Annotated in this window: 24 protein-coding genes; all 24 read right to left on the reverse strand. The window is 52.6% G+C overall.

Annotated elements, in window-relative coordinates; genetic code table 11:
* Positions 1-5 precede the first annotated feature (5 nt).
* Positions 6-2012 carry an excinuclease ABC subunit UvrB gene (gene uvrB, locus NGM66_RS02795; RefSeq protein ID WP_208910479.1) on the reverse strand — a complete coding sequence of 669 codons (2007 nt, stop codon included), beginning with the start codon at positions 2010-2012 and terminating at the stop codon, positions 6-8.
* Positions 2013-2186: 174 nt separating this feature from the next.
* Positions 2187-2708: an acetyltransferase gene (locus tag NGM66_RS02800; protein ID WP_208910482.1), complete on the reverse strand. Its 522-nt coding sequence runs from the start codon at positions 2706-2708 to the stop codon at positions 2187-2189.
* The gene (locus NGM66_RS02805; RefSeq protein ID WP_208910486.1) at positions 2705-3343 is read right to left on the reverse strand and encodes a YfbR-like 5'-deoxynucleotidase; all 639 of its coding nucleotides are present in this window, start codon (positions 3341-3343) and stop codon (positions 2705-2707) included. The genes NGM66_RS02800 and NGM66_RS02805 overlap by 4 nt, the downstream gene beginning before the upstream one ends.
* 473 nt (positions 3344-3816) lie before the next feature.
* Complete coding sequence (gene trxB / locus NGM66_RS02810) at positions 3817-4752, reverse strand: thioredoxin-disulfide reductase (RefSeq protein WP_208910489.1); 936 nt, start codon at positions 4750-4752, stop codon at positions 3817-3819.
* A 70-nt stretch (positions 4753-4822) separates the two neighbouring features.
* Positions 4823-5728: a UTP--glucose-1-phosphate uridylyltransferase GalU gene (gene galU, locus NGM66_RS02815; protein ID WP_208910490.1), complete on the reverse strand. Its 906-nt coding sequence runs from the start codon at positions 5726-5728 to the stop codon at positions 4823-4825.
* Positions 5729-5764: 36 nt separating this feature from the next.
* Positions 5765-6778 carry an NAD(P)H-dependent glycerol-3-phosphate dehydrogenase gene (locus NGM66_RS02820; RefSeq protein ID WP_208910491.1) on the reverse strand — a complete coding sequence of 338 codons (1014 nt, stop codon included), beginning with the start codon at positions 6776-6778 and terminating at the stop codon, positions 5765-5767.
* A gap of 15 nt (positions 6779-6793) precedes the next feature.
* Positions 6794-7657: a prolipoprotein diacylglyceryl transferase gene (gene lgt, locus NGM66_RS02825; protein ID WP_208910492.1), complete on the reverse strand. Its 864-nt coding sequence runs from the start codon at positions 7655-7657 to the stop codon at positions 6794-6796.
* 5 nt (positions 7658-7662) lie between these two features.
* A complete protein-coding gene (gene hprK / locus NGM66_RS02830; RefSeq protein WP_208910493.1) occupies positions 7663-8598 on the reverse strand; it encodes an HPr(Ser) kinase/phosphatase in 936 nt (311 codons plus the stop codon).
* 80 nt (positions 8599-8678) lie between these two features.
* Complete coding sequence (locus NGM66_RS02835) at positions 8679-9050, reverse strand: phage holin family protein (protein ID WP_208910495.1); 372 nt, start codon at positions 9048-9050, stop codon at positions 8679-8681.
* Between the two features lies 1 nt (position 9051).
* Positions 9052-9384: a PspC domain-containing protein gene (locus tag NGM66_RS02840; RefSeq protein ID WP_208910497.1), complete on the reverse strand. Its 333-nt coding sequence runs from the start codon at positions 9382-9384 to the stop codon at positions 9052-9054.
* 316 nt (positions 9385-9700) lie between these two features.
* Positions 9701-10381: a phosphate signaling complex protein PhoU gene (phoU, locus tag NGM66_RS02845; RefSeq protein ID WP_208910499.1), complete on the reverse strand. Its 681-nt coding sequence runs from the start codon at positions 10379-10381 to the stop codon at positions 9701-9703.
* 11 nt (positions 10382-10392) lie between these two features.
* Entirely contained in the window at positions 10393-11151 is a 759-nt protein-coding gene (gene pstB / locus NGM66_RS02850; RefSeq protein WP_208910502.1) for a phosphate ABC transporter ATP-binding protein PstB, read from the reverse strand.
* 15 nt (positions 11152-11166) lie between these two features.
* Entirely contained in the window at positions 11167-11955 is a 789-nt protein-coding gene (pstB, locus tag NGM66_RS02855) for a phosphate ABC transporter ATP-binding protein PstB (RefSeq protein WP_373418456.1), read from the reverse strand.
* 43 nt (positions 11956-11998) lie between these two features.
* Positions 11999-12883, reverse strand: coding sequence for a phosphate ABC transporter permease PstA (gene pstA / locus NGM66_RS02860; RefSeq protein WP_125575666.1), 885 nt, complete (start codon positions 12881-12883; stop codon positions 11999-12001).
* On the reverse strand, positions 12883-13812 hold the full coding sequence (pstC, locus tag NGM66_RS02865) for a phosphate ABC transporter permease subunit PstC (RefSeq protein WP_208910506.1): 930 nt from the start codon (positions 13810-13812) through the stop codon (positions 12883-12885). Before pstC ends, pstA begins: the two co-directional genes overlap by 1 nt.
* A 1-nt stretch (position 13813) precedes the next feature.
* Positions 13814-14695 carry a phosphate ABC transporter substrate-binding protein gene (locus NGM66_RS02870; RefSeq protein WP_208910508.1) on the reverse strand — a complete coding sequence of 294 codons (882 nt, stop codon included), beginning with the start codon at positions 14693-14695 and terminating at the stop codon, positions 13814-13816.
* A gap of 364 nt (positions 14696-15059) precedes the next feature.
* Positions 15060-16403, reverse strand: coding sequence for a sensor histidine kinase (locus NGM66_RS02875; protein WP_208910509.1), 1344 nt, complete (start codon positions 16401-16403; stop codon positions 15060-15062).
* Positions 16400-17107 (reverse strand): response regulator, encoded by a 708-nt coding sequence (locus tag NGM66_RS02880; protein WP_208910511.1) that lies wholly within the window; start codon positions 17105-17107, stop codon positions 16400-16402. The genes NGM66_RS02875 and NGM66_RS02880 overlap by 4 nt, the downstream gene beginning before the upstream one ends.
* Positions 17108-17111: 4 nt before the next feature.
* A complete protein-coding gene (locus tag NGM66_RS02885) occupies positions 17112-18266 on the reverse strand; it encodes a PDZ domain-containing protein (RefSeq protein WP_208910512.1) in 1155 nt (384 codons plus the stop codon).
* Between the two features lie 135 nt (positions 18267-18401).
* Positions 18402-19518 (reverse strand): peptide chain release factor 2 gene (prfB, locus tag NGM66_RS02890; RefSeq protein WP_208910513.1). Its coding sequence is split into 2 segments (ribosomal slippage): positions 18402-19445 and positions 19447-19518, totalling 1116 coding nucleotides; the frame shifts between segments, so codons are not numbered across the junction.
* Between the two features lie 884 nt (positions 19519-20402).
* Complete coding sequence (secA, locus tag NGM66_RS02895; protein WP_208910514.1) at positions 20403-22766, reverse strand: preprotein translocase subunit SecA; 2364 nt, start codon at positions 22764-22766, stop codon at positions 20403-20405.
* 353 nt (positions 22767-23119) lie between these two features.
* Positions 23120-23677, reverse strand: a complete 558-nt coding sequence (gene hpf, locus NGM66_RS02900; protein WP_208910515.1) for a ribosome hibernation-promoting factor, HPF/YfiA family — start codon at positions 23675-23677, stop codon at positions 23120-23122.
* Between the two features lie 140 nt (positions 23678-23817).
* On the reverse strand, positions 23818-24495 hold the full coding sequence (locus NGM66_RS02905) for a ComF family protein (protein WP_208910522.1): 678 nt from the start codon (positions 24493-24495) through the stop codon (positions 23818-23820).
* On the reverse strand, positions 24492-25808 hold the full coding sequence (locus tag NGM66_RS02910) for an ATP-dependent helicase ComFA (RefSeq protein WP_208910524.1): 1317 nt from the start codon (positions 25806-25808) through the stop codon (positions 24492-24494). The genes NGM66_RS02905 and NGM66_RS02910 overlap by 4 nt, the downstream gene beginning before the upstream one ends.
* Positions 25809-25844: the final 36 nt, after the last annotated feature.

A 25844-nucleotide genomic window follows, 5' to 3' on the forward strand; every position in this document is an offset into this window, starting at 1 on the left:
CTTCCCTAATCACCGATCTCGGTCTTCATATCCATAATCGTATCGCGCAGTGAAGCGGCCTGTTCAAAGTCTAACTTCTTGGCCGCCGCACGCATCTCATCTTCCAGACGGGCAATCAGCTTTTCTTGATCCGGCTTGTCCATATCCTCGAAGTCACTCGCCACGAAGTCATCCTTCTCATCGGCGTTGTCATTCTTCTTGGTGACCGCAATCAGATCACGAATTGGCTTGATGATGGTGGTTGGCGTAATGCCGTGTTCCTTGTTATAGGCAATCTGGACCTTCCGCCGACGCGCCGTCTCATCCATCGCGGCTTGCATGGATTCTGTCACGGTATCCGCGTACATGATGACGTGACCGTGTGAGTTCCGCGCCGCCCGACCAATCGTCTGAATCAACGACCGCTCGTTACGCAGGAACCCTTCCTTGTCGGCATCCAAGATGGCAATCAAGGACACTTCTGGAATATCGATTCCTTCACGCAACAGGTTGATACCGACCAACACGTCATACTTGCCTAACCGCAAGTCGCGCATGATCTCCGTTCGTTCCAACGTCTTGATGTCCGAGTGTAGATAAGCGACCTTGATGCCCAGATCCTTGAGGTAATCCGTCAAGTCCTCCGCCATCTTCTTGGTCAGCGTCGTGACAAACGTCCGCTCGTTCTTCTCAACGCGGGCATTGATTTCGCCCACCAGGTCATCCATTTGCCCCATGATTGGCCGCACTTCAATGGTGGGATCAAGCAAGCCAGTTGGCCGAATGATCTGTTGTACTACGTGATCCGTTTGGGCCTCTTCGTAAGGTCCGGGCGTGGCTGACATGTAGACCACTTGGTTGATGTGGTCTTCGACTTCGTTTAGCTTGAGTGGCCGGTTATCCAGCGCACTCGGCAACCGGAACCCGTAATCAATCAGCTGTTGCTTCCGCGCCCGGTCACCGTTGTACATCCCCCGAACCTGAGGCATCGTCACGTGAGATTCATCGACGACTAGCAAGAAGTCTTTGGGGAAGAAGTCCAATAACGTGTATGGTGGCTCGCCGGCTTTACGGCCGTCCATCCAGCGCGAATAGTTTTCAATCCCACTGGTATAGCCCATTTCCCGCATCATTTCCAAATCATAGGTGGTCCGTTGCTTGAGACGTTGGGCCTCTAGTAGCTTGCCACCGTTCTCCAGTTCGGCTACCCGGTCCTTTAACTCGCCTTCGATGCCAGCCGTGGCCTTGGCCATGATGTCATCATTGGTCATAAAGTGGGTCGCCGGGAAAATGGCCACGTGTTCGCGGTCGCCCACGATTTCACCAGTCAGCGCGTCGACCTCACGAATCCGGTCGATCTCGTCGCCGAAGAACTCGATCCGCAACGCCCGTTCATCGCGTGACGCGGGGAAGATTTCGACCACATCGCCGTGGACCCGGAACCGGCCCCGCTGGAAGTCATAGTCGTTACGTTCAAATTGAATGTTGACCAATTTGCGCAGTAAGGCATCGCGTTCAATTTCCTGGCCAACCCGCAGTGAGACCACGTGGTTTTTATATTCGGTAGGATCCCCTAATCCGAAGATGGAGGAAACGGAGGCCACGACGATGACGTCGTTACGTTCTAGCAAGGAGCTGGTCGCGGAGTGCCGCAGCTTATCGATTTCATCGTTAATGGACGAGTCCTTTTCGATATAGGTATCGCTCGAAGGCACGTAGGCTTCCGGTTGATAGTAATCATAGTAACTCACAAAGTACTCCACCGCGTTATTGGGGAAGAACTGCTTGAACTCCCCATAAAGTTGGCCCGCCAACGTTTTGTTGTGTGACAGGACCAATGTGGGCTTGTTCACATTCTTAATCACATTAGAAATTGTGAACGTCTTCCCGGTCCCGGTAGCCCCCAACAGGATCTGGGCCTTCTCGCCACTCTCAATGCCATCGGTCAACTGCTTGATGGCTTGTGGCTGGTCGCCGGTAGGCTTGTATTTAGAAACCAGATCAAACTTGCGGTCCGTTTGTCGATCAATCATGCATGGTAACCTCCCTACTGTACCGTTTACACTTAGAATTTTTTTGTGTGCTGAATGCCGGTCTCCCGGCACAAATCAGCGTCAATCGCAAAAAGAGTCTGGACGCAAATCCAAACTCATCACGCTCAAATATTCTACCATACCGAACATACTTTCGCCAGTTTGACGACCTACTTAAAATTTATCTTGGTAAATCGTCACGTTGGCGACCCGTTCGCCGCGTACGACGGCTGTGGTCTGCATTGCGGCCAAGCCTTGGTCGGTCCAAAATTGCTGCATTTGCCGGTCACCCATGAAGACGCTCAGCTGCAGTTGTACGGCTTGGGCTTCCTTCAAGGTCGCCACTAGACTGGCATAAAAGGCGGCGGAATCGGCCGTGCTTAACGACTTAGCAGGCAGCCACATCCCCAACCACACCAGACTTGGCAGCGGGTAGTCAATGATCAGGTCAACCAACACGACCAAGTGGTCATCGCGGAAAATCCCCAGGTAGGCCTTCTGCTCTGGCAACGCGTTCAACGGCACATCGGTCACATCTTGAATGGCTTCCTGCCGAGTCACGGGATGGTCTTGAAAGTGGGCAAAGTATTCCGGATGCGCCGCTTGAAATTGATAGATCAGCTCATCATCTTCGTGCGTCAAGGGCCGCACCGTGGCACCCGTCAGGTGTTGGTTCCACACTTCTGCTAATTTCACTTTTTGGCCTCCAATAACTGGTCTGTTAATTCGGCTAATTTCTGCCGGTCACTAAAGTCTGCGGACAACATTTCCGGTAAGACGGCTGACAGGAAATATTGAACGCAGGCCATCTGTTTGAATTTCAAAATCGTACTGAGGCTTTCGCGGTAGATCTCGGTGAAGACGGGTTCCGGATTACCCTTTTGAATCTCGCCAAAGGATTCGTACAGCAGGTCGACCTTATCGGCAACGGAAAGAATCTGGCCTTCCAGCGTGTCGTCTTTCCCCTCACCCAAACGGCGGGTGTAGGCGGCCTGGAACTGTTCCGGAATTTCATTTTTAATAAAGTTCGCCGTCAAAGACGTTTCCACGTCGGCCAGCATCTGGCGGAGTTGCGGCGTCGCGTACTTGACCGGCGTCTTGATATCCCCGATAAATCGTTCCGTGTAGTCATGATTCAACGCCTTTTCGTAAAGCAACCGCCAGTTGACCTCATGGCCGTCTTGTTCCTCAACGTCCCCTAAGAACTGGGCCACTTCCGCCACCTTAAACGAATGGGCAGCAACGGAGTGTTGTTCGAATTTAAAGTAACCGGGAGCCCGGTCAATCGTTTCCAAGTCACTCAAGCTTTGCAAAAATTGGTTCATTCCCATGGTTCACGTCAGCTCCTTTAGTTTTTGTCTCGTGGTTCAGTGATTGCTTTCAGCTTACCACTTTTCCGTGGTCGAATTCATCTATTCCTACCTGAAATAGTCAGGCATTGGCTGGGCTGACCGCCTCCCGTTCGCCAAATATGAGCTGGAACGCGGTGGGCGGCGGGACGAGCCAAAAAGCGGTCTCGTCTCCTCGTCTTTGAGCCGAAAGACCGCGTCTCAAAGACGCCAGTTCCCTAACCGGCGTGAACCGTGCCACTAAGGGAACTCCCACGGCTGAGCTCATATTTGACGAACTCCGGCTACATAACAGATTCACCATTAATGTGGATGAACTTTGCCATTTCAACGACGTTTCTGCTAGTTGCGTATTATCAGTTTTTTACTCGATAAATTCGGCCCAAAATAAATATCGGCCACAAAAAATGACAACCACCAGAAAATACCAGCAATTGCCATTCGTTCATTTCTAATTATTTAGTAGCCGCAGCCTTTAAGTCTTCGATGTAGCTGAAGGCTTGTTGGCCGGCGATACCACCGTCGCCAACAGCCGTGGTGATTTGCCGCAAGTCCTTTTGCCGCACGTCACCGATGGCAAAGATGCCAGCAACAGCCGTCTGCATGTGTTCGTCCGTCTTGATCCAGCCAGCATCATCCGTGATGCCGAGGTCCGTGAAGGCGTCCGTCATTGGGAGATTCCCCACGTAGATGAAGACCCCACTCACAGCCTTTTCACCGGTCTCGCCGGTCTGGTTGTTCTTGATGGCCACACCGGTAACCTTCATGTCGTCGCCCAAGATTTCAGTGACGTTCGTGTTCCAAACGAATTCGATCTTGTCGTTCGCGAAAGCCCGGTCCTGTAAGATCTTTTGGGCCCGTAATTGGTCCCGCCGAACAAAGACTGTGACTTTGGAAGCCAACCCAGCCAAGTAGAGGCTTTCTTCAACAGCGGAGTCCCCGCCACCGATGACTGCGACTTCCCGGTTCTTAAAGAACGCTCCGTCGCAGACCGCGCAGTAGGAAACACCCCGGCCACCGAATTTATCTTCGCCAGGAACGCCGAGCTTCTTGTACTCGGAACCCGTCCCAATGATGACTGCCTTGGCAGCGTAGTCCCCATCGTCGGTCTTAACCACCTTGTGGTCACCATGATCTTCGATAGCTTCGACACTTCCGTAGGCAAATTCAGCGCCAAATTGGGTCGAGCCTTCATACATGTCCTTGGCCAAGTCTGGTCCGAGGACGGACTTGAAGCCTGGGTAGTTTTCAATGGCTGCCGTGTTGTTCATTTGACCACCGTAGATGCCGCGGTCCAACATTAATACTGATAAATTAGCCCGTGAAGCGTACAGTGCGCCCGTCATACCACCGGGGCCGGCACCAATCACGATTACATCATAATTCTTCAAGCGTAACGCTCCCTTCCACTCATGCCTTGATGATACCGTCCACTTTACTATTAAAAAGTAAGTTTGTCACCTATTTTGCCTTGGACGCTTTTTCATCGGCCTTGTTGAGCTTGGCACCAAGTTCTTTAATGTAGGCGCGCAGTTGGTCCTTCGTTTCTGGATGATTCAAGCCGTATTCAATGTTCGTTTGAATCCAGCCAAACTTGTTGCCGACGTCAAAGCGCTTGCCCGTGTATTCGTGGGCAAAGACCCGTTGCGTCTTGTTCAAATTATCAATGGCATCGGTCAATTGCAATTCGTTGCCCAAGCCGACCGGCGTGTTTTCCAGGGCTTCAAAAATCTCTGGGGTAAACAGGTAGCGGCCGATAATGGCCAGATCACTGGGCGCTTCGTCAGGTTGTGGCTTTTCCACAAAGTTCGTAACGTTGTACAGCCCCGGCGCGGTCTCTTCTGAGGGATTGATGACCCCATACTTGGCCGTATCCTTGTGAGGGACCCGCATGACGGCCAGCGTTGAGGCGCCCGTTTGTTCGTAACGGTCCATCAATTGCTTGGTCAGCGGTACCTTGCTGTCGGTCATGTCATCGCCCAACATCACCACGAAGGGTTCGTCGCCGATGAAGGCCTTGGCAGTCAAGACCGCATCCCCCAAGCCGCGGGGGTACGGTTGCCGGATGAAGTAAAGGTTCATGCCCGTGGTCTCTTGGACCTGGCGCAATAGTTCATCCTTGTGCTTGGCTTCCAGGTTGGCTTCCAGTTCGGGGTTGGAGTCGAAATGATCTTCGATTGACCGCTTGGATTTCCCGTCAACGATCACAATGTCTTCGATTCCTGACTTGCGGGCTTCCTCAACGATGAATTGAATCGTTGGCTTGTCGACGATGGGCAGCATTTCCTTGGCAAGCGCCTTGGTGGCTGGCAAGAAACGGGTACCCAAACCTGCGGCTGGAATCACAGCTTTTCTAACTTTTCTCATAAGTAAACTATCCTTCCTCGTATCCCCAGAAAATTTTTAAAACTCAGACCGACCTTCGCGTTGCATCAGCTCAGAAATGGCCGTGCGAATGTCTTTGCCCTCATAAATAACTTGGTAAATAGCTTCCGTGATTGGCATCGAAACGCCACGTTCACGGGAAAGCTCGTAAGCGGCCTTAGTCGTGGCCAAGCCTTCGATCACCATGCCCATGTGGCTGATGACGTCATCCAGCTTTTCGCCGCGGCCCAGTTCATCGCCGGCGCGCCAGTTCCGTGAGTTGGCACTGGTAGCCGTCACGATGATGTCACCGACACCAGACAGGCCGATAAAGGTCATAGGATCCGCCCCAAACGAAGTCCCTAACCGTGAAATTTCTGCCAAGCCCCGCGTCATCAATGCGGCCTTGGCGTTGTCGCCGTAACCCAGGCCATGTAAGGCCCCGGCACCCAGCGCGATGATGTTCTTCAAGGCCGCACCAATTTCCACCCCAATGATATCGGGGTTGGTGTAGACCCGGAAGTAAGACGTCATAAATAATTTTTGGGCATATTTTGCCGCATCCGGACTCAAGCTAGCCGCCGTGACCAAGGTGATATCCTTACGGGCCACGTCTTCCGCATGACTGGGACCAGAAACGACCGTGACGGCCTTGCGGTTTTCGGCAGGAATTTCTTCTTCCAAGACCTGTGACAGCCGCTTGTAAGTCTTCTGTTCGATCCCCTTGCTAGCGTGGATCAATTCTGGCTTCAGGTTCTTTTCCTTTAGGATGGCTGCGACTTGTGCTGCCACGGAACGGATGGCCTTGGTTGGCACCACGAACAAGATGGCGTCCACGTTGTCGAGGGCACTCGCCAAATCAGAGTAAGCCACTAACGACGGAGAAAACGTAAAGTCCTTGATGTAATGCGTGTTCGTGTGCTGCGTATTTAATTCCTCAACCTGCTTAGGATTGTACGACCACAAGCGGACGTCATGACCATTTTCGTCCAAAACGCTCGCTAAGATTGATCCCCATGAACCGGCACCGAGTACTGCAATTTTCTCTGACATAGTAATGGATTCTCCTTATTTAGAAAGATTAGATTTTTCTTGGAACGGATTGCCGTCTAGGTAGGCGATTGGTGGCGTAACTGACCGCCGCCGACTGATCCAAATGATCAAGGCCCCGACAAACAAAACGACCGACAACAGCTGTGACACCCGAATAACGTTGAACAACATCAGACTGTCCGTCCGCATCCCCTCGATGAAGAAACGGCCGAACGAATACCACATGACGTAAGCCAAGAAGACCTCGCCTTGTTTGAATAGCCCCGGGTAATGCCGCAGACTCATCAAGACGACGAAGCCCATCAGGCTCCAAGTCGATTCATACAAAAAGGTCGGCTGGCGATAGGCCCCATTGATCAGCATTTGATCAATGACCCACTGGGGTAGATGCAGCCCCTGTAAGAAGGCCAGACTGGTGACCCGCCCGAAGGCTTCTTGATTCATGAAGTTGCCCCAGCGGCCAATGGCTTGGCCCAGGATCACTGTCGGTGCGGCCACATCGAGCATCAACCAGACCGGAATGAACCGCGACCGGCAGAAGAAATACACGACCAGCCCGGCCCCAATCAGCGAGCCGTAGATGGCGATCCCACCGTCCCAAATGGCAATGATCTCGCCTGGATGCTGCTGATAATACGGCCACTGGAAGATGACGTAGTAGGCCCGCGCCGCAATCAAGGCGGCTGGCAAGGCCCACAGAATCATGTCGTAAATGTCGTCGGACTTGATACCACGTCGATTGCCTTCGCGCACAGCCAAGGTCACCGCAATGATGACACCGGTCGCAATAATGACACCGTACCAATGGACCGCAATGGGTCCTAAATGAATGGCAATGGGGTTAAGCGCCGCCACAATAGGTGAAAAGATAACGCCCATCTCCCTTATGATTTATTTCCGTTTTGTTTAATTAAGCGCTTTAAGTTTTCGTCAAAGACTTTGGTAGCGTCATACCCCATCGAGCGGGCCCGGAAGTTCATGGCTGCGGCTTCGATGATGATGGCCAAATTCCGCCCGGTCTTAACCGGAACGCTGATTTTAGGCACGACCACGTCAAAGAATCGTTGGGTTTCGTCGTTGTTGCCCAGCCGATCAAAGTGGTTGTCATCCTTCCACAACTCCAGATGGACGATCAGGTCGATGTCCGTTTCACTGCGGACCGCCCCGGCTCCAAACAAGTTCATGACGTCGATGATCCCGATCCCCCGAATTTCCAGGAGGTGACTCAGAATCGCTGGCGCAGCGCCGACCAAGGTCTGTTCATCTTGCTGGTAAACTTCGACCCGGTCATCCGCAATCAACCGGTGACCCCGTTTGACCAGCTCCAAGGCTGTTTCACTCTTACCGACACCAGAATCGCCGGTAATCATGACACCGACACCGTAGATATCGACCAAGACCCCGTGAACGGATTGGCGTTCCGCAAGCTTGCCTTCCAAGAAATTGGTCATGTTACTGAGGACCCGCGACGTAGTCAACTTGGTCCCTAGGATGGGAATACCCGCCTCATCAGCGGATTGTTTCAATTCCTCTGGCGGATCGAGTTGCGTCGAGATCACAAATGCCGGGGTCTCCGGCTGACACATCTTACGCATCACGTCGAGTAACTTCTTGTGACTCATGCCCTTTGCAAAGGACGTTTCGGTAATTCCCAGCAGTTGAACCCGTTTTGCTGGATAATAGTTAAAATAACCGGTTAATTCCAAACCTGGTCGGGAAATATCACTGGTCGTAATCTGCCGATTCAGATTTTCTTCGCCGGAATACACATCTAAGCGGTTGGCTTTGACGAGCTCGGCCACCGTGACACTTTCTGTCATGGGCGCTCCTCCTTACTGCATAGTAAACTACTCTAATTTTAGCACTTTCACGTGGGAACTCCCACCAAATTAAACCGGTTTTAGTCCCGCGCAAAGTGATCACTGATAATGGCGTTGCACAGAGACATGAGGATGGCGATGATCAGCGTCGTCCCAAATGAACTGAAGCCAAAGTTACTGCCCACAAACCACGAGGTCAATTCCAGCATGATAGCGTTGAGCACCACACTGAACAATCCCAGTGTCAAAATGGTGATGGGCAGGGACAGCACGAACAAAATCGGCTTCACCACGGCATTTAACAACGCCAACACAAAGCTAGCCAGTAGCGCGATCCAGACACTGGAGACGTAGAACGTATTTTGTAGCCCACCCGCTAGTGAACTTTGGAAAAAGCCAGCCAGCGCTAAAAAGATAACCGCGTTCACCAAGATTCTCGGCCAAAAGCGCATGCTACTCACCGTCCTTGTGATGGTCTTTCACATCTTGTTCCGTGACATCGTGAATGACCTTACGATCAGGTTCCTGCGGTGAGGCGGGCCCGCCGCGAAACAAGTCGCGAAAGTTCGGCGTGTTCGGCCGTGAATCATCCAGCGGCATGAAGGTCATGACCACTACGTACACCAACAATCCCAAGACGCCGTGCGTGGGAATCGCCAGGGAAACCAACACATAAATCAAACGCAATAAGTTTGCGTTCCAACCAAAATAGTCTGCAAAGCCGCCCAATACCCCACCGACTAAACGGTTTGTACGGGAACGGACCAGACGTTTTTTCTCTGCCATAGGCGGACAACTCCTTTTAAAGTAAGTTTAAGTGCTTCTATCATATCCGAAAAGCCCGGGGTAAATCCAGTAATCGCCCTAGTTTCGGCGGCGAAATCTGATAAATGGGGGTAGCTAGTGAAATCAGTTGCCAGCCATGGGAGACACCGCCAGCTTAAAACGTGGCCTGCCGGTTCGTTTTGAGGCCTGGCACCCCCACCCCAAGACACTCGCTAGGGCAAGAATACCCAAAGCGGCCACTGAAAGCAAGTCTTCAGTGGCCGTTCGGGTAAATCTTCAATTTAGATTAAACTTCTGCAGGTAAAACCCACAACGCCTATTCGCTAGCGCTATCCTGGCTCGCCGTATTCAGCTCAATAATCTGCCCGGATTTCAGGTAGACGACCCATTCACAGACGTTGGTAACGTAATCCCCGATGCGACTGAGGTCTTGGGCCACGTTCAAGTAGATGGACGCGCCAGTTTCAAATGCTGGGTCCAGCCGCATTTGCTCGTAGCTGTTGGCCCGCACCTGGTGATTCAACTGGTCCAATTCCCGGTCAACTTCTGCCAATTGACGGGCTTGGTGTTCATCCTTGTTGACGTAGGCCGTCAACACGTCCTTGACCATTTGCGTGGTCATCTGCCCCATTTGATTCATGAGCTGCTCGAGCACGGGAATCTTTTGCTTCGTGCCAAATTTAATCGCAGCGTGCGCGATGTTACGGGCGTGGTCCCCGGCGCGCTCCAATTCCGAAACGGCCTTTAAGATCGTCACGATTTCTCGCAGATCTGTCGTCACGGGTTGGTACAACGCAATCATCTCAAACGTCTTCTTTTCCAACGCGATTTCTCGTTCGTTGATTTTATGGTCCTGGTCGATCAATTGTTGGGCAGCAACGGCGTCGCGGTTAGTAAACGCGTTCACGGCTTGCTCGATGGTCTCACTGACCAGCATCCCCATTTCAGTAAAGTCTGCGTCTAAATCCGCTAGCTCATCATCAAATAATCTGCGCATATACTTCCTCCTTACCCAAAGCGACCGCTGATGTAATCTTCAGTTTGCTTGTTGGCTGGGTTCATAAAAATGTTCTTGGTCTGATCCACTTCAATCAGCTCCCCGTTCATAAAGAACGCGGTCCGGTCCGCAATCCGCGAAGCCTGCTGGAGGTTGTGGGTCACAATAATAATCGTATAATCGTGACGTAAATTCAAGAGAGTTGCTTCAATTTGGCTACTGGACACTGGATCCAAGGCACTGGTTGGTTCGTCCAGCAGAATAATTTCGGGTGAAACGGCCAGGACCCGCGCGATGCAGACCCGTTGCTGTTGCCCACCGGACAAGGCCAAGGCACTTTCGTGTAAGTGGTCCTTCACTTCATCCCAAACGGCGGCTTGCCGCAGGGACTTTTCAACGACGGCGTCCAACTTTTCCTTGTCCTTTTCTCCGGCGATTCGGAGTCCATAGATGACATTATCATAGATGGAAAATGGGAAGGGGTTCGGTTGCTGGAAGACCATGCCAATTTCCTTACGAATCTGTACGGTGTCCGCATTGGGCGCGTACAGGTTCTCGCCCTTGAACTTGATGGTCCCGGTGATCGTCACGTTGGGAATCAGGTCGTTCATCCGGTTCAGCGTTCGCAAGTACGTGGACTTGCCACAACCAGAAGGCCCGATCAACGCGGTGATCCCCTTCTCATCAAAATTCAAGTTGATACCTTTTAACGCTTCTTTATCCCCGTAATACAAATGCAGGTCTTGCGTCGTTAAAATTTCTTCTTTCATTAATTCTTCCTCCTCTTAACCAAAGTTCCCCGAAACATAATCACTGGTCACCTGAACCGACGGATTGGTAAAGATATGGCTCGTGGTGTCGTATTCCAACACCCGCCCCTGATTGAAAAATGCCGTATATTCACTGATCCGCGCGGCCTGTTGCATGTTGTGGGTGACAATGATAATCGTGTAATGCTGCTTAAGTGACAACAACGTGTCTTCCAGTTGCCCGGTCGACACCGGATCCAACGCACTGGCTGGTTCGTCTAACAATAAGATATCTGGCTTGATGGCGATGGCCCGAGCGATACACAACCGCTGCGCCTGCCCACCAGACAGCGCGAGCGCACTCTTATTCAGGTCGTCTTTGACCTGATCCCACAGTGCGGCTTGCTTCAACGACGTCTCTACGATTTCATCCAGCTGATGCTTATTCGTGACCCCTCGCAGGCGCAAGGCAAAGGCAATGTTATCGTAGATGGATTTGGCAAATGGGTTGGGCCGTTGAAACACCATCCCCACCCGTCGCCGCATCTCGTAGACGTCGATGTCCGGTTGGTTGATGTCCACGCCGCGGTACATGATTTTCCCGGTTACCGTGGCGATACGGTCATTCATTCGGTTCAACGACCGCAAGTACGTGGACTTACCGGAACCGGATGGACCGATCAGCGCGGTAATTTGATTACTAGCAAATTGCAGGTCACCTTCAAACAACGCTTCCTTCTTGCCGTAATAAACGTGGAGGTCTTCTGTGGATAGAATCACCGGGTGGTCTGGATCATTTAGGGTGATGACGTGCCGGTCTTCCATCGCATTGGCGACATCGTTATTGACAAACATGGACTAACCTCCTCTACGCCGACGTTAGGCGTTTGTACAAGCGCTTGCCCAGATACCGGGCGGCAAAGTTAAACAGCAAGATGGCGATCACTAAGACAGCCGACGACCCTGATGAAATGGCCTTGGCATCCGGCATGATGCCTTCAGAATTAATCTTCCAAATGTGAACCGCCAGTGTTTCGGCTGGCCGCATCGGGTTTAAGGGACTGGAGATATTGAACGGGTTCCAATCAGCAAAGTTCAAGGCTGGGGCGCTTTGGCCGGCCGTGTAGATCAGAGCGGCCGCTTCACCGAAGACCCGCCCCGCACTGAGGATAACCCCCGTTAGGATACTTGGCACGGCGGCAGGTAAGATGACCCGTGAAACGGTCTCCCACCGCGATAATCCCAGCGCCAGGCCCCCTTCGCGTTGCACATCACTGATGGTCCGCAGCGAATCTTCAATGCTCCGCGTCAGTAGCGGCAGGTTGAAGAAGGTCAAGGCAAAGGCACCCGAGAGAATCGAGAAGCCCAGGTGTAACTTGACCACGAAGAACAAGAACCCGAAAAGCCCCACGACCACGGATGGTAGTGAACTCAGGATTTCAATTGCCGTGCGAATCGTGGTGGTTAACCAATTGTCCTTGGCGTATTCGTACAGGTAAATGGCTGCGCCCAAAGCAATCGGAAAGGAAATCAGCATGGCCAAGATCAACAGGTAAAAGGAGTTGAAGAGCTGCACGCCCACACCCCCGCCTTTCAAGAAGGCCTTGCCTGGTGCGGTCAAGAAGTGCCAGCTCAATTGTGGCACCCCACTCACTAAGATGAAGCCGAGCAGGGCCAGCAAGATGAGGACCACGAAACCGGCGATCCCGTAGAGGCCGCCGATGGCCACCTTGTTTTGCGTTTTCGAATTCATTATTGCAAACGCCCCTTTCGACCAATCAAACGAATAATTAAGTTAAAGACTAACGACATCAGTAAGAGCACGAGGGCCAGTGACCACAGGGCATTGTTTTGCAGTGACCCCATGACCGTGTTCCCAATACCCGTGGTCAGCACCGACGTCAGCGTGGACGACGGAGAAACCAGGCTATTTGGCATCAACGCGGCGTTCCCAATCACCATTTGTACGGCTAAGGCTTCACCGAAGGCCCGAGCCATCCCGAAGACCACGGCCGTCATCAGCCCTGGCGTAGCGGCACGCAAGACGACCTTGTAGATGGTCTGCCATTGCGTGGCACCCAGGGCCAGTGAGGCTTCCCGGTAGTAACGCGGTACGGCACGCAACGCATCGGCACTCATTGAGGTGACCGTTGGTAGAATCATGACGAACAGCACGCAGGTCCCGGATAGGATCCCAAAACCACTGCCGCCAAAGAGTGCCCGCGTGGTTGGGACCACGACGGACAGCCCGATGAACCCGTAAACCACGGAGGGAATTCCCACCAGCAGTTCAGTCACGGGTTGTAAGATCTTTGCCCCTTTATTGGGGGAGATTTCATTCATAAAGACCGCCGTACCAATGGCAAATGGCGTTGCCACGATGGCGGATAAGATCGTAATCAGAAAGGACCCGACGATCATCGGCAGCGCGCCGACTTCCGGCTTGCCCTGCGCATCAGTAATACCTGGGTTCCAGCTCTTGCCAGTCAAGAAGTCCCACAGATTGACGTGGTTGCTGGTAAATGTGGCGATTCCTTTAGAGGCAACGAATCCGATGATGCCCACGACCACCGCTACGATTAGTAACAGAGCCGTCAAGCTGACCAGTCGGCCCCAGATTTCTAATTTGGCGGCCTTGGAGCGCCGCTTTAATTGTCGTTCTAGTTGTTGGGTACTCTTCATCCTACGCGCCTCCCGTCTTGGTAATGTGTCCCGTTGCATCGCGTTCCACCGACATTTGATTTGGGGAAAGGTACCCCAGTTGGCGGACCAATGTTTTTTGAATGGCGGGAGACTGGACGTAAGCAATGAATTTCTTGGTTAAGCCCGTGGGCTGACCCTTCGTGTATAAATGTTCATAAGACCAGATTGGCCATTTATTTGTAGTCACGTTATCTTCCGTGGGCGCCACGTGATTCAATGACACATCCTGCACGGTCCGATCCACGTAAGAAAAAGCCACGTAGCTAATAGCTCCCGGCGTGGTCGCCACGATTGAGCGGACCATCCCGGAAGAATCTTGTTCTTGGGCCGTTTTCGACCGGTGTTTCTTCAGTCCAAACTGTTCAAAGGTGGCCCGAGTCCCACTTCCCTGCGCCCGGTTGATTAAAACGATGGGGAGGTCAGCGCCGCCAACTTGTTTCCAGTTGGTCACTTGACCCGTGAAGACTTGAATCAGTTGGTGTGTCGAGAGATTCTGCACGCCTACCCGCTTGTTCACAATCGGGGTAATCCCCACGACCGCGACCCGGTGATCGACCAGCTCGTCTGCTCGAATCCCCTTTTGTTCGGCGGCAAAGAGGTCGGAATTTCCGACTTGCACGGCGCCCTCTTGGATCTGACTGAGACCAGTCCCCGTACCACCACCCTGCACGTTAATGAACGTGCCCAGGTGTTCGCCCGTATACTGCTCACCGGCGGCTTCAACTAAGGGTTGGAGCGCAGTTGAGCCCACCGCGGTAATGGATTCTCCCGCGTGACTGACCTGCCGTGTTTGGTAGGCAAAGACTCCCAATGCCACCAGCACCACCAAGACCAGGCCCTGCACCCAGCGTTTTTTCGACATACCGTAACCTCCTAAATTGGCTGCGCGTCATTGGCCCAACCATTTCAAAATTTAGTATACCGAATCAATGTAAATGTCATGTAGACGTATTGTAAAGGTTGTGTAAATATATCCCGTATCAGGCTAATTTTTGTCGAAATCATGCTGGGTGGCGATCATTTTTAGGTAAATCGGCACCTGGCGCTAACCAAATCACTGCCTGGGGCTGCCGGTTTTTCCGTCTGCCATGAGCAAACACCTCCAACCAAAGAGCGGTCTTCCGCCTCAAAACGAGGCGTCGCGCATGAATTTAATCCGTTTAAGCAAAAGGACGCAACCATCCCCTGGCTACGTCCTGATAGTTTTTTAGTTCGCACATCACCAACTAGGCCACCGGAAAGGTCATCGTGACCTGGGTGCCGACGTCGGGGGTGCTTTGTAAGTCGATCTTGCCATTTAATGATTGGACCAGTTCGCGCACGATGGCTAGGCCTAAACCACTACCACTGACCAACTGGTTGGAATGCGAGACGTCCGCTCGGTAGAAGCGTTCGAACACCCGCAATTGGTCTTGGGGGGCGATACCGATTCCAGTGTCCGCAACCGTGAGGGTCCACGATTTAGGCGTGACTTTGCTCGTCAACGTGACCGTGCCCTGGGGCCGATTGTACTTGATGGCATTGCTCAACACGTTCTTCAAGATCTGGTCGAACTTGTGCTGGTCGGTGACTGCCATTAACGTGGTGGGCACCTGATTGACTAGCGTCACGGCATTGACCGCTGCTAGTGGCGTCAACAAGGCCACCTGACTAGCAATCACCTGGCCGACCGGTACTTCGGCGACTTCGACGGCATTGCCCGACTCGATGTGTGAAATCGTCAAGACGTCGTTGATCAATTCCACCAGCCGTTCACTCTGCTGGTCAATGATCTTTAAGAACTCGACTGATTTCTCGGGGTCATCCTTAGCCCCCGCCAACAACGTCTTGGCAAAGCCCGAGATAGCCGTGACCGGTGTCTTTAACTCATGTGAGGCATTAGACACGAAGTCCATCTGCATCTGTTCGACGGCGTACACCTCCGTGACGTCATAGAGCAAGACCAATACTTGGAAATAGTCCTGAGAAGTTGCCGTGTAGATGGCGCGCGCGTCAACCGTTCGCTCCTTGACTACACCTGGTAGCTTCAACGTCTTGTGCTGCGTCTGTCGATCATTTAGCGCTGCGTTGATCAGACTCGCCAGCTCAAACTGCTGCACGTCTTGGGTAAACGGGTGCCGCCGCGGTGAAATCTGGCGTTGCAAGAATTGTTCCATCGCGGGATTGGCCAACTCAACTTTGCGGTAACGGTCAATGACCATCACGCCAATCGGTAGGTAATCCAACAACGTCGCAAATTCCTGATTCTGACTGGCCATGTCCCGCCGCGCCTTACGTTGTTGTGTCTGCAGATAATTGATCTGCAAGGCCAACTGCTGGAACGGATCATGTGGCGACAACAACACGTGGGCCGGCGTTTCTTCGTGGCGAATCCCCTCGACTTTCTTGGTCAAAATGGCGATCCGTTGTGTCAACCACCGGTAACCATAGCCGAGCACCACCGTTTCCAGCAACGCGACTGACCACGCCACCAGCGTTGCCAACGCCACGTGAGGTGCGCGTACCCCCCACACCAGCAACGTGTTCACTGCACCGAGCCCGACAAATGCCACGGCCAGTTGCCGGATCATGGCTGGGCCTCAAACGTGTAACCGAAGCCACGGACCGTCTTCAGTAAAACGGGATGCTTGGGGTCGCGTTCGATTTTTTCTCGCAAATGTGAAACGTGAATATCGACCATCCGTGTCTGACCACTATAGTCAAAGCCCCAAACGCCTTCCAACAGTTGCTCACGACTCCAGACCTTGCCGGGACGCTTGGCGAAGAATAGCAGTAATTCAAATTCCTTGGGCGTCAATTCGATCGGTTTGTCGCCGCGTTTGACCTGAAATTTGTCCTGATCGATGGTCAGATCCCCGACCTGCAGGCGATGGTCCACCTTACTAGGGGCCTGCTCTTGCGGTTCATCGTCGTGCGTTCGCCGCATGACCGCCTTTATCCGGGCAATCACCTCTCGTGGGCTAAATGGCTTGGTGATGTAATCATCCGCGCCGAGTTCCAGGCCAAAGACTGTATCGAATTCCCCAGTCTTAGCCGTCACCATGATGATTGGGGTCTTAATTTTCTCTTGGCGGAGACGCTTGGTCACCTCCACCCCATCCAATTTGGGCAACATTAAATCCAACAGAATAACATCAAACTTTTCGTGTAACGCTAAATTTAACGCCTGCTCACCGTCAATTGCGGTGACAACTTGAAAATCCGCTTGCTCCAAGTTGTACTGCAACAACGTCACAATTGCGGGCTCGTCATCGACGACTAGGACTCGACTCATAGATTTACCCCTCCTGATCTCTGAATAAAACGATTCCGATTTCGTGCGGTGCCCCAGAATAAATAGCTGTTTCCGTCATCTTTAACTCGCCATTCATATCCCGCACGCGCAAATGACAATACGCCGGGTTGGCGAGGAGGGCCTCATAAAAACTCGTTTCGCTGTTCACGGGACGATGGTTACACTCTAAAATAATATCGCCGGCCGCCAGATCCATTTTTACAGCTGGCGTCTGCGGGCGAATCGCTAGGACACGTACACCATCATCGACCTGAGAATACCAGAATTGTTGGCGTTCATCATAGCGTTTAGCTCGCCATAGGATAACCGCATAACCAACTAACAGGACGATTAATAGGTAAGGTGAATCGGCCGGGCGCGCCATGGTCCAGCCACAGAAGGCTGCCGCGGCCACGCCTAACCACATGAACTGCTTGGATAAATGCCGATACACGGCTCGTGGCGCCTGCCGAAAGACCGTCCAGCGCAGGCCTAAGATCAGTGGAATCACTAAAATGGCAAAACTTTTTCCTTGAAAATGAAAGACTGGCCAAAAGGCCCATTGACTGGTCAACCAGTCCCCTGGCACCAGCGTGACCATCGGCAGCACTAAGAACTCACGCCACGGATAACCCGCAATCCGTTTACCCCGCTGCTTGGCATAGATCTTGGGACTCGCAAAGCGGCCGCCATAATGCGCCACCCAGTGCCCCAACAAGAGGAAGAATACGACGGCCAGCCACAAATAGTTGGCACCCGCGACCGTTGACCAATTGAGGCCGATTGCCGACAGGTCCGGTTTCCCCGTTATGTAAGGCCCCCCCAAGACCGTCAACGCCGTGGTGACTACGATCAGCGTCAACGGCAAAATCGTCGTTGGTAACACCACCAACGTGAGAATCGACAGGCCTTCGTAGATGATGACCCAGAGTAACGGCAGGCTGAAGCCCATCACCAGGTTGATCACTGATAGACCCAGGCCCAACACGACCCCCTGAGTCAGCATATGACGCAGTTCGAAGTGGTCGCTGTAAACGGCACTTCCAAAATCATGACGCTCGGACTTGATCCGCGCGCGACTGGTCAGCCAAACGCGTAAAATCGCCAGCCAAACCAGCGGCTGCAGCAGGTAAGTGCTACAAGCAATAAATGTCCGCATGAAATCGACACCTTTCCTGAAAAGATAGCTGTTCCCAGTATATCATGAAATAAAAATGGGTAACACGACATTCGCGTTACCCATACAATCATTATTTTAATCATCAATTGGCAGTAATAGGTGTTTCACCCCGCATTAGTCCGGGTTCTTTTGACTTAACTGCCACTGCAGGTAAGCGTCAATGAACGGATCAAGGTCGCCATCCATGACGGCTTGGCCGTTCCCCGTTTCGTAGTTGGTCCGATGGTCCTTGACCATGGTGTACGGATGGAAGACGTAGGAGCGAATCTGTGAGCCCCAGCCAATATCCATCTGGTCGCCCTCCAGCTTGGCCTTTTCAGCGGCCTTTTTCTCTTCTTCACGTTCGTACAATTTGGCCCGCAACATCCCCAACGCCGTCTGTCGGTTTTGTAACTGCGACCGTTGGGCCTGACTTTGGGTCACGATACCCGTTGGCAAGTGGGTGATTCGCACGGCCGATGACGTCTTGTTGACATGTTGGCCCCCAGCCCCGGAAGCCCGATAAACGTCGACCTTCAAGTCAGCTGGATTGATCTCAACGTCCACGGAATCATCCAGTTCGGGTAAGACATCCACTGATGCAAACGACGTGTGCCGCCGCCCAGCCGAATCGAACGGCGAAATCCGCACGAGCCGGTGGACCCCCTTCTCAGAGCGCAAGTAACCATAAGCGTTGTGCCCCGCAATCAGCAACGTGGCACTGCTCAGGCCAGCCACATCCCCCGCCTGGTAATCCAGCACGGTGACCTTGAACTGGTGCTGTTCCGCCCAGCGTGTGTACATCCGCATGAGCATCTCGCCCCAGTCCTGGGATTCAGTCCCCCCAGCGCCCGGATGGATTTCCAAAATGGCGTTGTTCCGATCGTATTTTTGGTTGAGCAACATGTTTAAACTGTACTGCTGTAAGGCTTTCTTGGCCGCCGCGAAGTCGGTTTCAAACTCGGCTTGCATATCGGCGTCCGGCTCGGCCTGCAATAATTCCAAGGCGACTTCTAGGTCATCCACCTGGTCAGACAGTTTTTGATATTCCTCAACTTTTTTCTTCATTTCGTTGGTCTCGTCGATCAACTTCTGGGCGGCCTGGGCGTTATCCCAAAAGCCGGGTTGGGCCATTTGACCCTCATTGACACTGATGCTTTCGTTCAGGGCATCAAAGTCAAAGTGACCCCCTAAAGCCGGTGAGTTGTTCTTTCATGGCAGTGATTTCGCGTTTCGCATCGCTTAGTTCCATGTTTGTTGGCTCCTTTTTAAGTTATTTTTTAATCCGACACAGTGTGTGCTGGCCGCCTTGCCGTTCGCTAGATATGAGTCGGGACGCTGTGGGCGGACGGGCCGAGCCAAAGGACGGCCTCGACCCTCAGTTCGGAGCCGAAAATCACGTCTCCAAACTGCCAGTTCTCCAACCGGCAAACTTCACCGCTTGGAGGACTCCCACGGCTGAACGCACATCTAGCGAACTATCGGTTACGGTAGTGCTTATCATCTAGAATTGATTAGCCCCAGCGCTACCAAATTACGGGACTTTCTCGACCATAATCGGTCACCGATTGACTCCGGCGAGCTTGTTATTCTCCTGAGCATTACCTTAATTCGAAGACTAACAACAACTATATTATTCCCACGACCAATGGTGTATGTCCAGTGAGACGAATCGTTGCTGTTCGCCAATTAAACCAGTTTTGTTTTTGCTTAGCCGACCGGGCGTAAAGGCATTAAATCAATCTACGCCATCACCTATGGCTGTCAGAAATCACCCACAAAGTTAGCCGAAACTTCCCTGAAATGGCAATGTTCATCTACAGTAATGGGTTATCTACCACGTAGCCGTGAGTGAGCTAAATTTGGACTCAGCCGTGGGAGTTTGCAAGTGGTCTGCTTGGAAACTGGCGTCTTCGAGACGCGACTTTCGGCTCGAAGCGAGGTTGAAGACCGCCCTTTGGCTTCGACCGGTCCTTCCCACAGCGTCACGGTCCAAATTTGGCGAACGGTAAGGCGGACAGCACGGACTACCTTCCGTTCAAGCTCGCAACCTTTAGTTAAGAAGCTGGCGCCCTTGGTCCCACTCTTTTCACAAAAACGAGGCGAAAGAATCTCTTCCGCCTCGTCCGTTCCCGTTTATCGGGTAATATTTTGTCGAATTTCAGACTTCATGAACAGGCGCGTGGCGTCGTAGTCGATGTCAGAGATCATTTCCCCAAACATCCGGAATCCGTCTTGTTGGTATTCAACCAACGGGTTCAACTGACCATAACCCCGTAACCCAATTGATTGTCGTAATTGGTCCATGGCATCAATGTGGTCGGTCCAATGAGAGTCCACGCAACGCAAGAGCACAACCTTTTCGAATTCTAGCATTTGTGCTGGATCGTACAGTTGCTTTTGCTTTTCAGCGTAAACGTCTTCGGCTAAGCCCATGAAGAAGGCCTTGATCTCGTCTGCGGTCTTGCCCTTCAAGTCATCCAAACTAATCTTGTCTGGGGAAACCATCGCGGAAATCCCGAAGTCCAGTAAGGTATCCAAGTCCCAATCGGATTGGTCACCCTGCGTATGCAAGTTAACCACCCGGTCAACGGTCCGTTTGATCATTGGCATTAAGACCCACTTCAATGACTTGTCTTGGTTAATGACTTGGTTCCGTTCGCCATAAATGACGTCCCGTTGTTGGCGCATCACATCATCGTATTGCAAGACGTTCTTCCGGGAATCATAGTTGTTCCCTTCAACCCGCTTTTGGGCGGATTCCACTTGCTTGGTGATCATGCGACTCCGGATAACGGCATCTTCGCCATCCACGTTCATCCGTTCCAAGAAGGCTTTGACTCGGTCAGAACCGAATCGCCGCATCAAATCATCTTCCAAGGACAGGTAGAATTGCGTCATACCAGGGTCCCCTTGACGACCGGAACGTCCACGAAGCTGGTTATCGATCCGCCGTGATTCGTGACGTTCAGTCCCGATAACGGCCAATCCACCAATTTCAACCACGCCGGGTCCCAATTTGATATCGGTCCCCCGCCCAGCCATGTTGGTGGCGATGGTAACAGCACCCTTTTGACCGGCATTTTGAATGATGTCGGCTTCCTTGGCGTGGTTCTTCGCGTTCAAGACCACGTGAGGGATGTTTTCCTGATCCAACCGTTGTGACAGGTATTCGGACGTTTCCACGGCCACGGTCCCGATCAACATCGGTTGCCCCTTGGCGTGCAGCGTCTTGATTTCCTTAACGACCGCGTTGAACTTGGATTCCAGAGTTGGGTACAGCAAGTCAGGTTGATCGACCCGGACGACCGGTTTGTTGGTCGGCACAGTGATAACTTCCATGTTGTAGATTTCCCGGAATTCTTCAGCTTCGGTCTTGGCCGTCCCAGTCATCCCGGAGAGCTTCTTGTACATCCGAAATAAGTTTTGGTACGTAATGTTGGCCATGGTCTTGGTTTCTTCTTGAATCTCGACGCCTTCCTTGGCTTCAATGGCCTGGTGCAGGCCGTCAGAGTAACGACGACCGTCCATGACCCGCCCAGTGAAGGAATCAACGATCAAGACTTCACCATCTTGTACCACATAATCCTTATCGCGTAGCATGATAAAGTTGGCCCGCAGCGCTTGGTCCATGTGGTGGGTCAAGGCCGTGTTGTCCGTGTCATATAAGTTCTTCAAGTTGAAGTACTTTTCGGCCTTTTCAATCCCGGTGTCGGTCAACGCCACCGTCTTGGATTCCAGGTCGATCTTAAAGTCGTCTTTTTCGTGCAGCGTCTTTGCGAAACGGTCAACCCGTTGATACAGGGCACTTGTCCCTTCGGATTGGCCAGAAATAATCAATGGCGTCCGGGCTTCATCAATTAAGATGGAGTCAACTTCATCGACAATCGCAAAGTTCAATGGTCGTTGAACCATATCTTCTTTGTACACCACCATGTTATCCCGCAGGTAATCGAACCCGATTTCCCCGTTGGTTGAATAAGTGATGTCCGCATTGTAGGCTTCGCGCTTTTCTTCAGGAGACTTTTCAGCGGAGTTTAACCCCACCGTCAAGCCCATCCAAGTGTACAGTTCACCCATTTCAGTTGCGTCCCGCGCAGACAGGTATTCGTTAACCGTAACCACGTGAACCCCTTTACCCGCTAAGGCATTCAGGTACACGGGCATCGTGGCGGTCAAGGTTTTCCCTTCACCGGTCTTCATTTCGGAAATGTTCCCTTCATGAAGCACAATTCCCCCCATGATCTGCACGTGGAAAGGATAGAGACCGAGGACCCGCTTGGCACCTTCACGGATAGCCGCAAAAGCCTCAGGCAGTAAATCGTCCAACGTTTCGCCGTCTTGATAACGCTTCTTAAATTCAGGCGTTTTTGCTTTCAAATCGTCGTCTGAAAGTTCTGCGTACTCGTCAGCGTAAGCACCAACTTGGTCCGCTAATTTACTGAGGCGTCGTAAAGTCCGGCGATCACTTTCGACCCATCGTTTCAAAATATTTGCCATGTGAGAATTCCCTTCAGTACATTTAGTAAGTCTATTTAAAGTTACCCATTTATTTGCAATAAATCAACCTACATTTTACCACTATCCGGGCCAAGATGAAACAAATCTCCACAGCCGCCGCACAGTGAAGCGGTTTCTTTGGCGTGATAGCAACTACAAATGGGGTTAACAAAATTAGTTTAAACCTTTATCTGTTTCGCCATTTTTCAGAAAATGACCTTCCGACTAGCATACCAGTTCGAGATTAGCCCCTGATTGCGTGCAGATTAAATCTAGATGTCACCTGCCTGTAGCCTACCACAGGCCATAAAAAAAGCACCGCAGGCACGCGGCGCTTCGTAAATTAAACTTACTTAATCTTGATTATCGGCTTCGATCAAACCATACCGACCGTCATTGCGGCGGTAGACGATGCTGATACCATTGGTTTCAGCATCTTCATAGATAAAGAAGTCATGGCCTAGCATGTCCATTTGTAAGACGGCCTCTTCGTTATCCATTGGCTTCAACGAAACGCGCTTGGTGCGGACAACTTCTAATTCGTTACTGTCAGCTGATTTGTCACTGTCAGTATCTGGTGAGAAGTCGAGATTCTTGTATCCCTTCTCCCGTGACTTACGGTTGACTTTGGTCTTGTACTTGCGAATTTGACGTTCCAGCTTGTCCGTAACCAAGTCAACACTTGCATATAAGTCCGGAGAGGTTTCCTCTGCCCGTAATGTCAAGTATGGGAGTGGGATTGTTACTTCAACCTTCGCTGTCTTGTTTTGGTAGACCTTCAGGTTGACATGCGCAATTGCCTCAACATTGTTGTCGAAATATTTCTCCAACTTGCTGATACGCTTTTCAACGTAATCCCGTATTGCGTCAGTAACTTCGATGTTTTCACCACGAATATTAAATGTGAGCATAAAACTTCTCTCCCTTCAGCCAAGAGATCACTTGGCTTGCTCAGCATTAGAAGGACCACTCTTCTAATATGCTTTGCTTACACTTATTATAATAGAAAGCCCTACCAGAAACAATTAATCTAATTATTTTTTCGGGGCAACTAACGCGCTAATGTCAGGCTGGTAACCGCTTTCGCCCCACCCAAATAAATTTGATCGGCGGCATGGCGCAACGTCCGCCCCGTCGTATAGACGTCATCTAGCAGTAAAACCCGGCGATTTGTCAGGAGTGACGCGGCATTGGGCGCCAAGGTAAAGGGCTGGGCTGTCCGCAACCGTGCCGCCCGGTCCTTAGCCGATTGCGGCTGTGCCTTGCGCGTGGCTTGGACCAACAACGCCTGTTGAAAGGGTTGGGTCTGTAGCCAGCCGGTGACCTGATTGAAGCCCCGCTGCTGCCAGGTCGCCTGATCCACCGGAATTGGCACCAACACGTCGTAGGTCTCTTTGGCCAGAGCCAAGCGCAACGGTTCCTGTAAGACCCGACGCAGCGTATAATCCCCCTGAAATTTGTACTGCTGCATGTACGCCTTCATCGCCGCGTCATAGACGTATACCGCGTGATTGACCAGTGGCCGCCCCGACCAGCGCTGACAATCCCGACAGACGGTCTCATCCGTTTGCTGGCGGCCACACTGCGGACAGTGCTGACTGGAAATGGGTGTCAGGCGCGTTTGACACGCTCGACAGACCGCCGACCTGATCAACGGGCCCCAGCGCCAGAGCTGGCTGACTGTCACCACGCCCCCGAGACGGCGGCCACACCAGACACACGCATTCATGGTCGGCCCCCTTGACGCCGGCCCTGCAGATTCAGACGGGCAATCATCCCCCGGGCCAACCGCACCCGTCGCGTATAGCTGTGGCAGTAGCTGGTCACCTCGCCCGTGGGAAATTGGGCGCTTCGACCGACCCGGCCGGCAATTTGCACCAACGCGGCCGTGGAAAAGACCGGGTCGTCCCCACCTAAGATCACGACCGCCACGTTGGGAAAGGTCACACCGCGCTCCAAAATCGTTGTCGTCACTAGAAATGAGACCTGACGATCACGCATGGCTTGGACCTTTTCCTGGCGGGACTCATCAGCCGCATGAACCGTCACCCCGCCAGCAATGCCGGCCCGGTGTAACGCTCGATCCACCAGCGCCAAATCGGCCACGTGTGGCACGAACAACAAGAAGCGCTGACCGGCCTGTTGATACGCCCGCAATTGCCGAATCAGCCGCAACGGTAATCTGCCATGCCCCAGCTGCTCACGCCACCGCCAGGCAATCTGCAAATCGATTTGCGGCAACAAATGGCCGTGATAGCGCAACGGCACGTAGGTCACCGCCAACGTCTTTCGGGCCACGCGTTTTTGCAAGCCCTCACCAGGCGTTGCCGTTAGTAGCAAGTGACAACCCGTGGGCTTCTGGGCATGATCGATGGCGCGTTTTAACATGGGACTGGTGGCCAGCGGAAAGGCGTCGACCTCATCAACCACGATCAGGTCAAAGGCCGCTTGAAACCGCAGCAGCTGATGTGTCGTGCAAATGGTCAGTGGACAATACCGGTAAGGCTGCGGCTGATTCCCATACAACACGGTCTGTGGCACGTCCGCAAAGGCTGACTGAAGTCGGGGCGCCAGTTCCAGACACACATCGACTCGCGGCGAGGTCCAAGCGACCCGCCAGCCCTGACCCAACGCCCACGCCAGCGCCGGGTACACGATTTCCGTCTTCCCCGCGCCGGTGACTGCCCACAACAAGTGATTCGTCTGCGACTGGACGTGGGCCAATACGGACTGGGCCGCCACCTGCTGCTGGGCGCTCAGTTCACCATCCCAGGTCAGCCCACCATTGGCCAACTTTGGTAACTGATTCGGCTCAGGAATAGTGTATAATTTATGCTGAGAGGTCAAGCGCCCCAACTGTAGGCATTGCCGGCAATACCAGGCCTGATTGGCCAACCGATCCGTGGGCCCTAACCAGTGGCCACAGCGCTGACATTGCAACCGGGACCCCAGCGCCTTGAGCGCAGGCGTGGCCGTGAGATCAGGGGCAGGCGCCGCACGAAACGGGAGTTGCCGACCAAAAAACGCTTCCTTGTCTGTCATCCATCTTCCTCCTCTAGGTGTCTCTATAGATAACTC

This window comes from Levilactobacillus yiduensis (genome assembly GCF_024718525.1).
Classification (GTDB): domain Bacteria; phylum Bacillota; class Bacilli; order Lactobacillales; family Lactobacillaceae; genus Levilactobacillus; species Levilactobacillus yiduensis.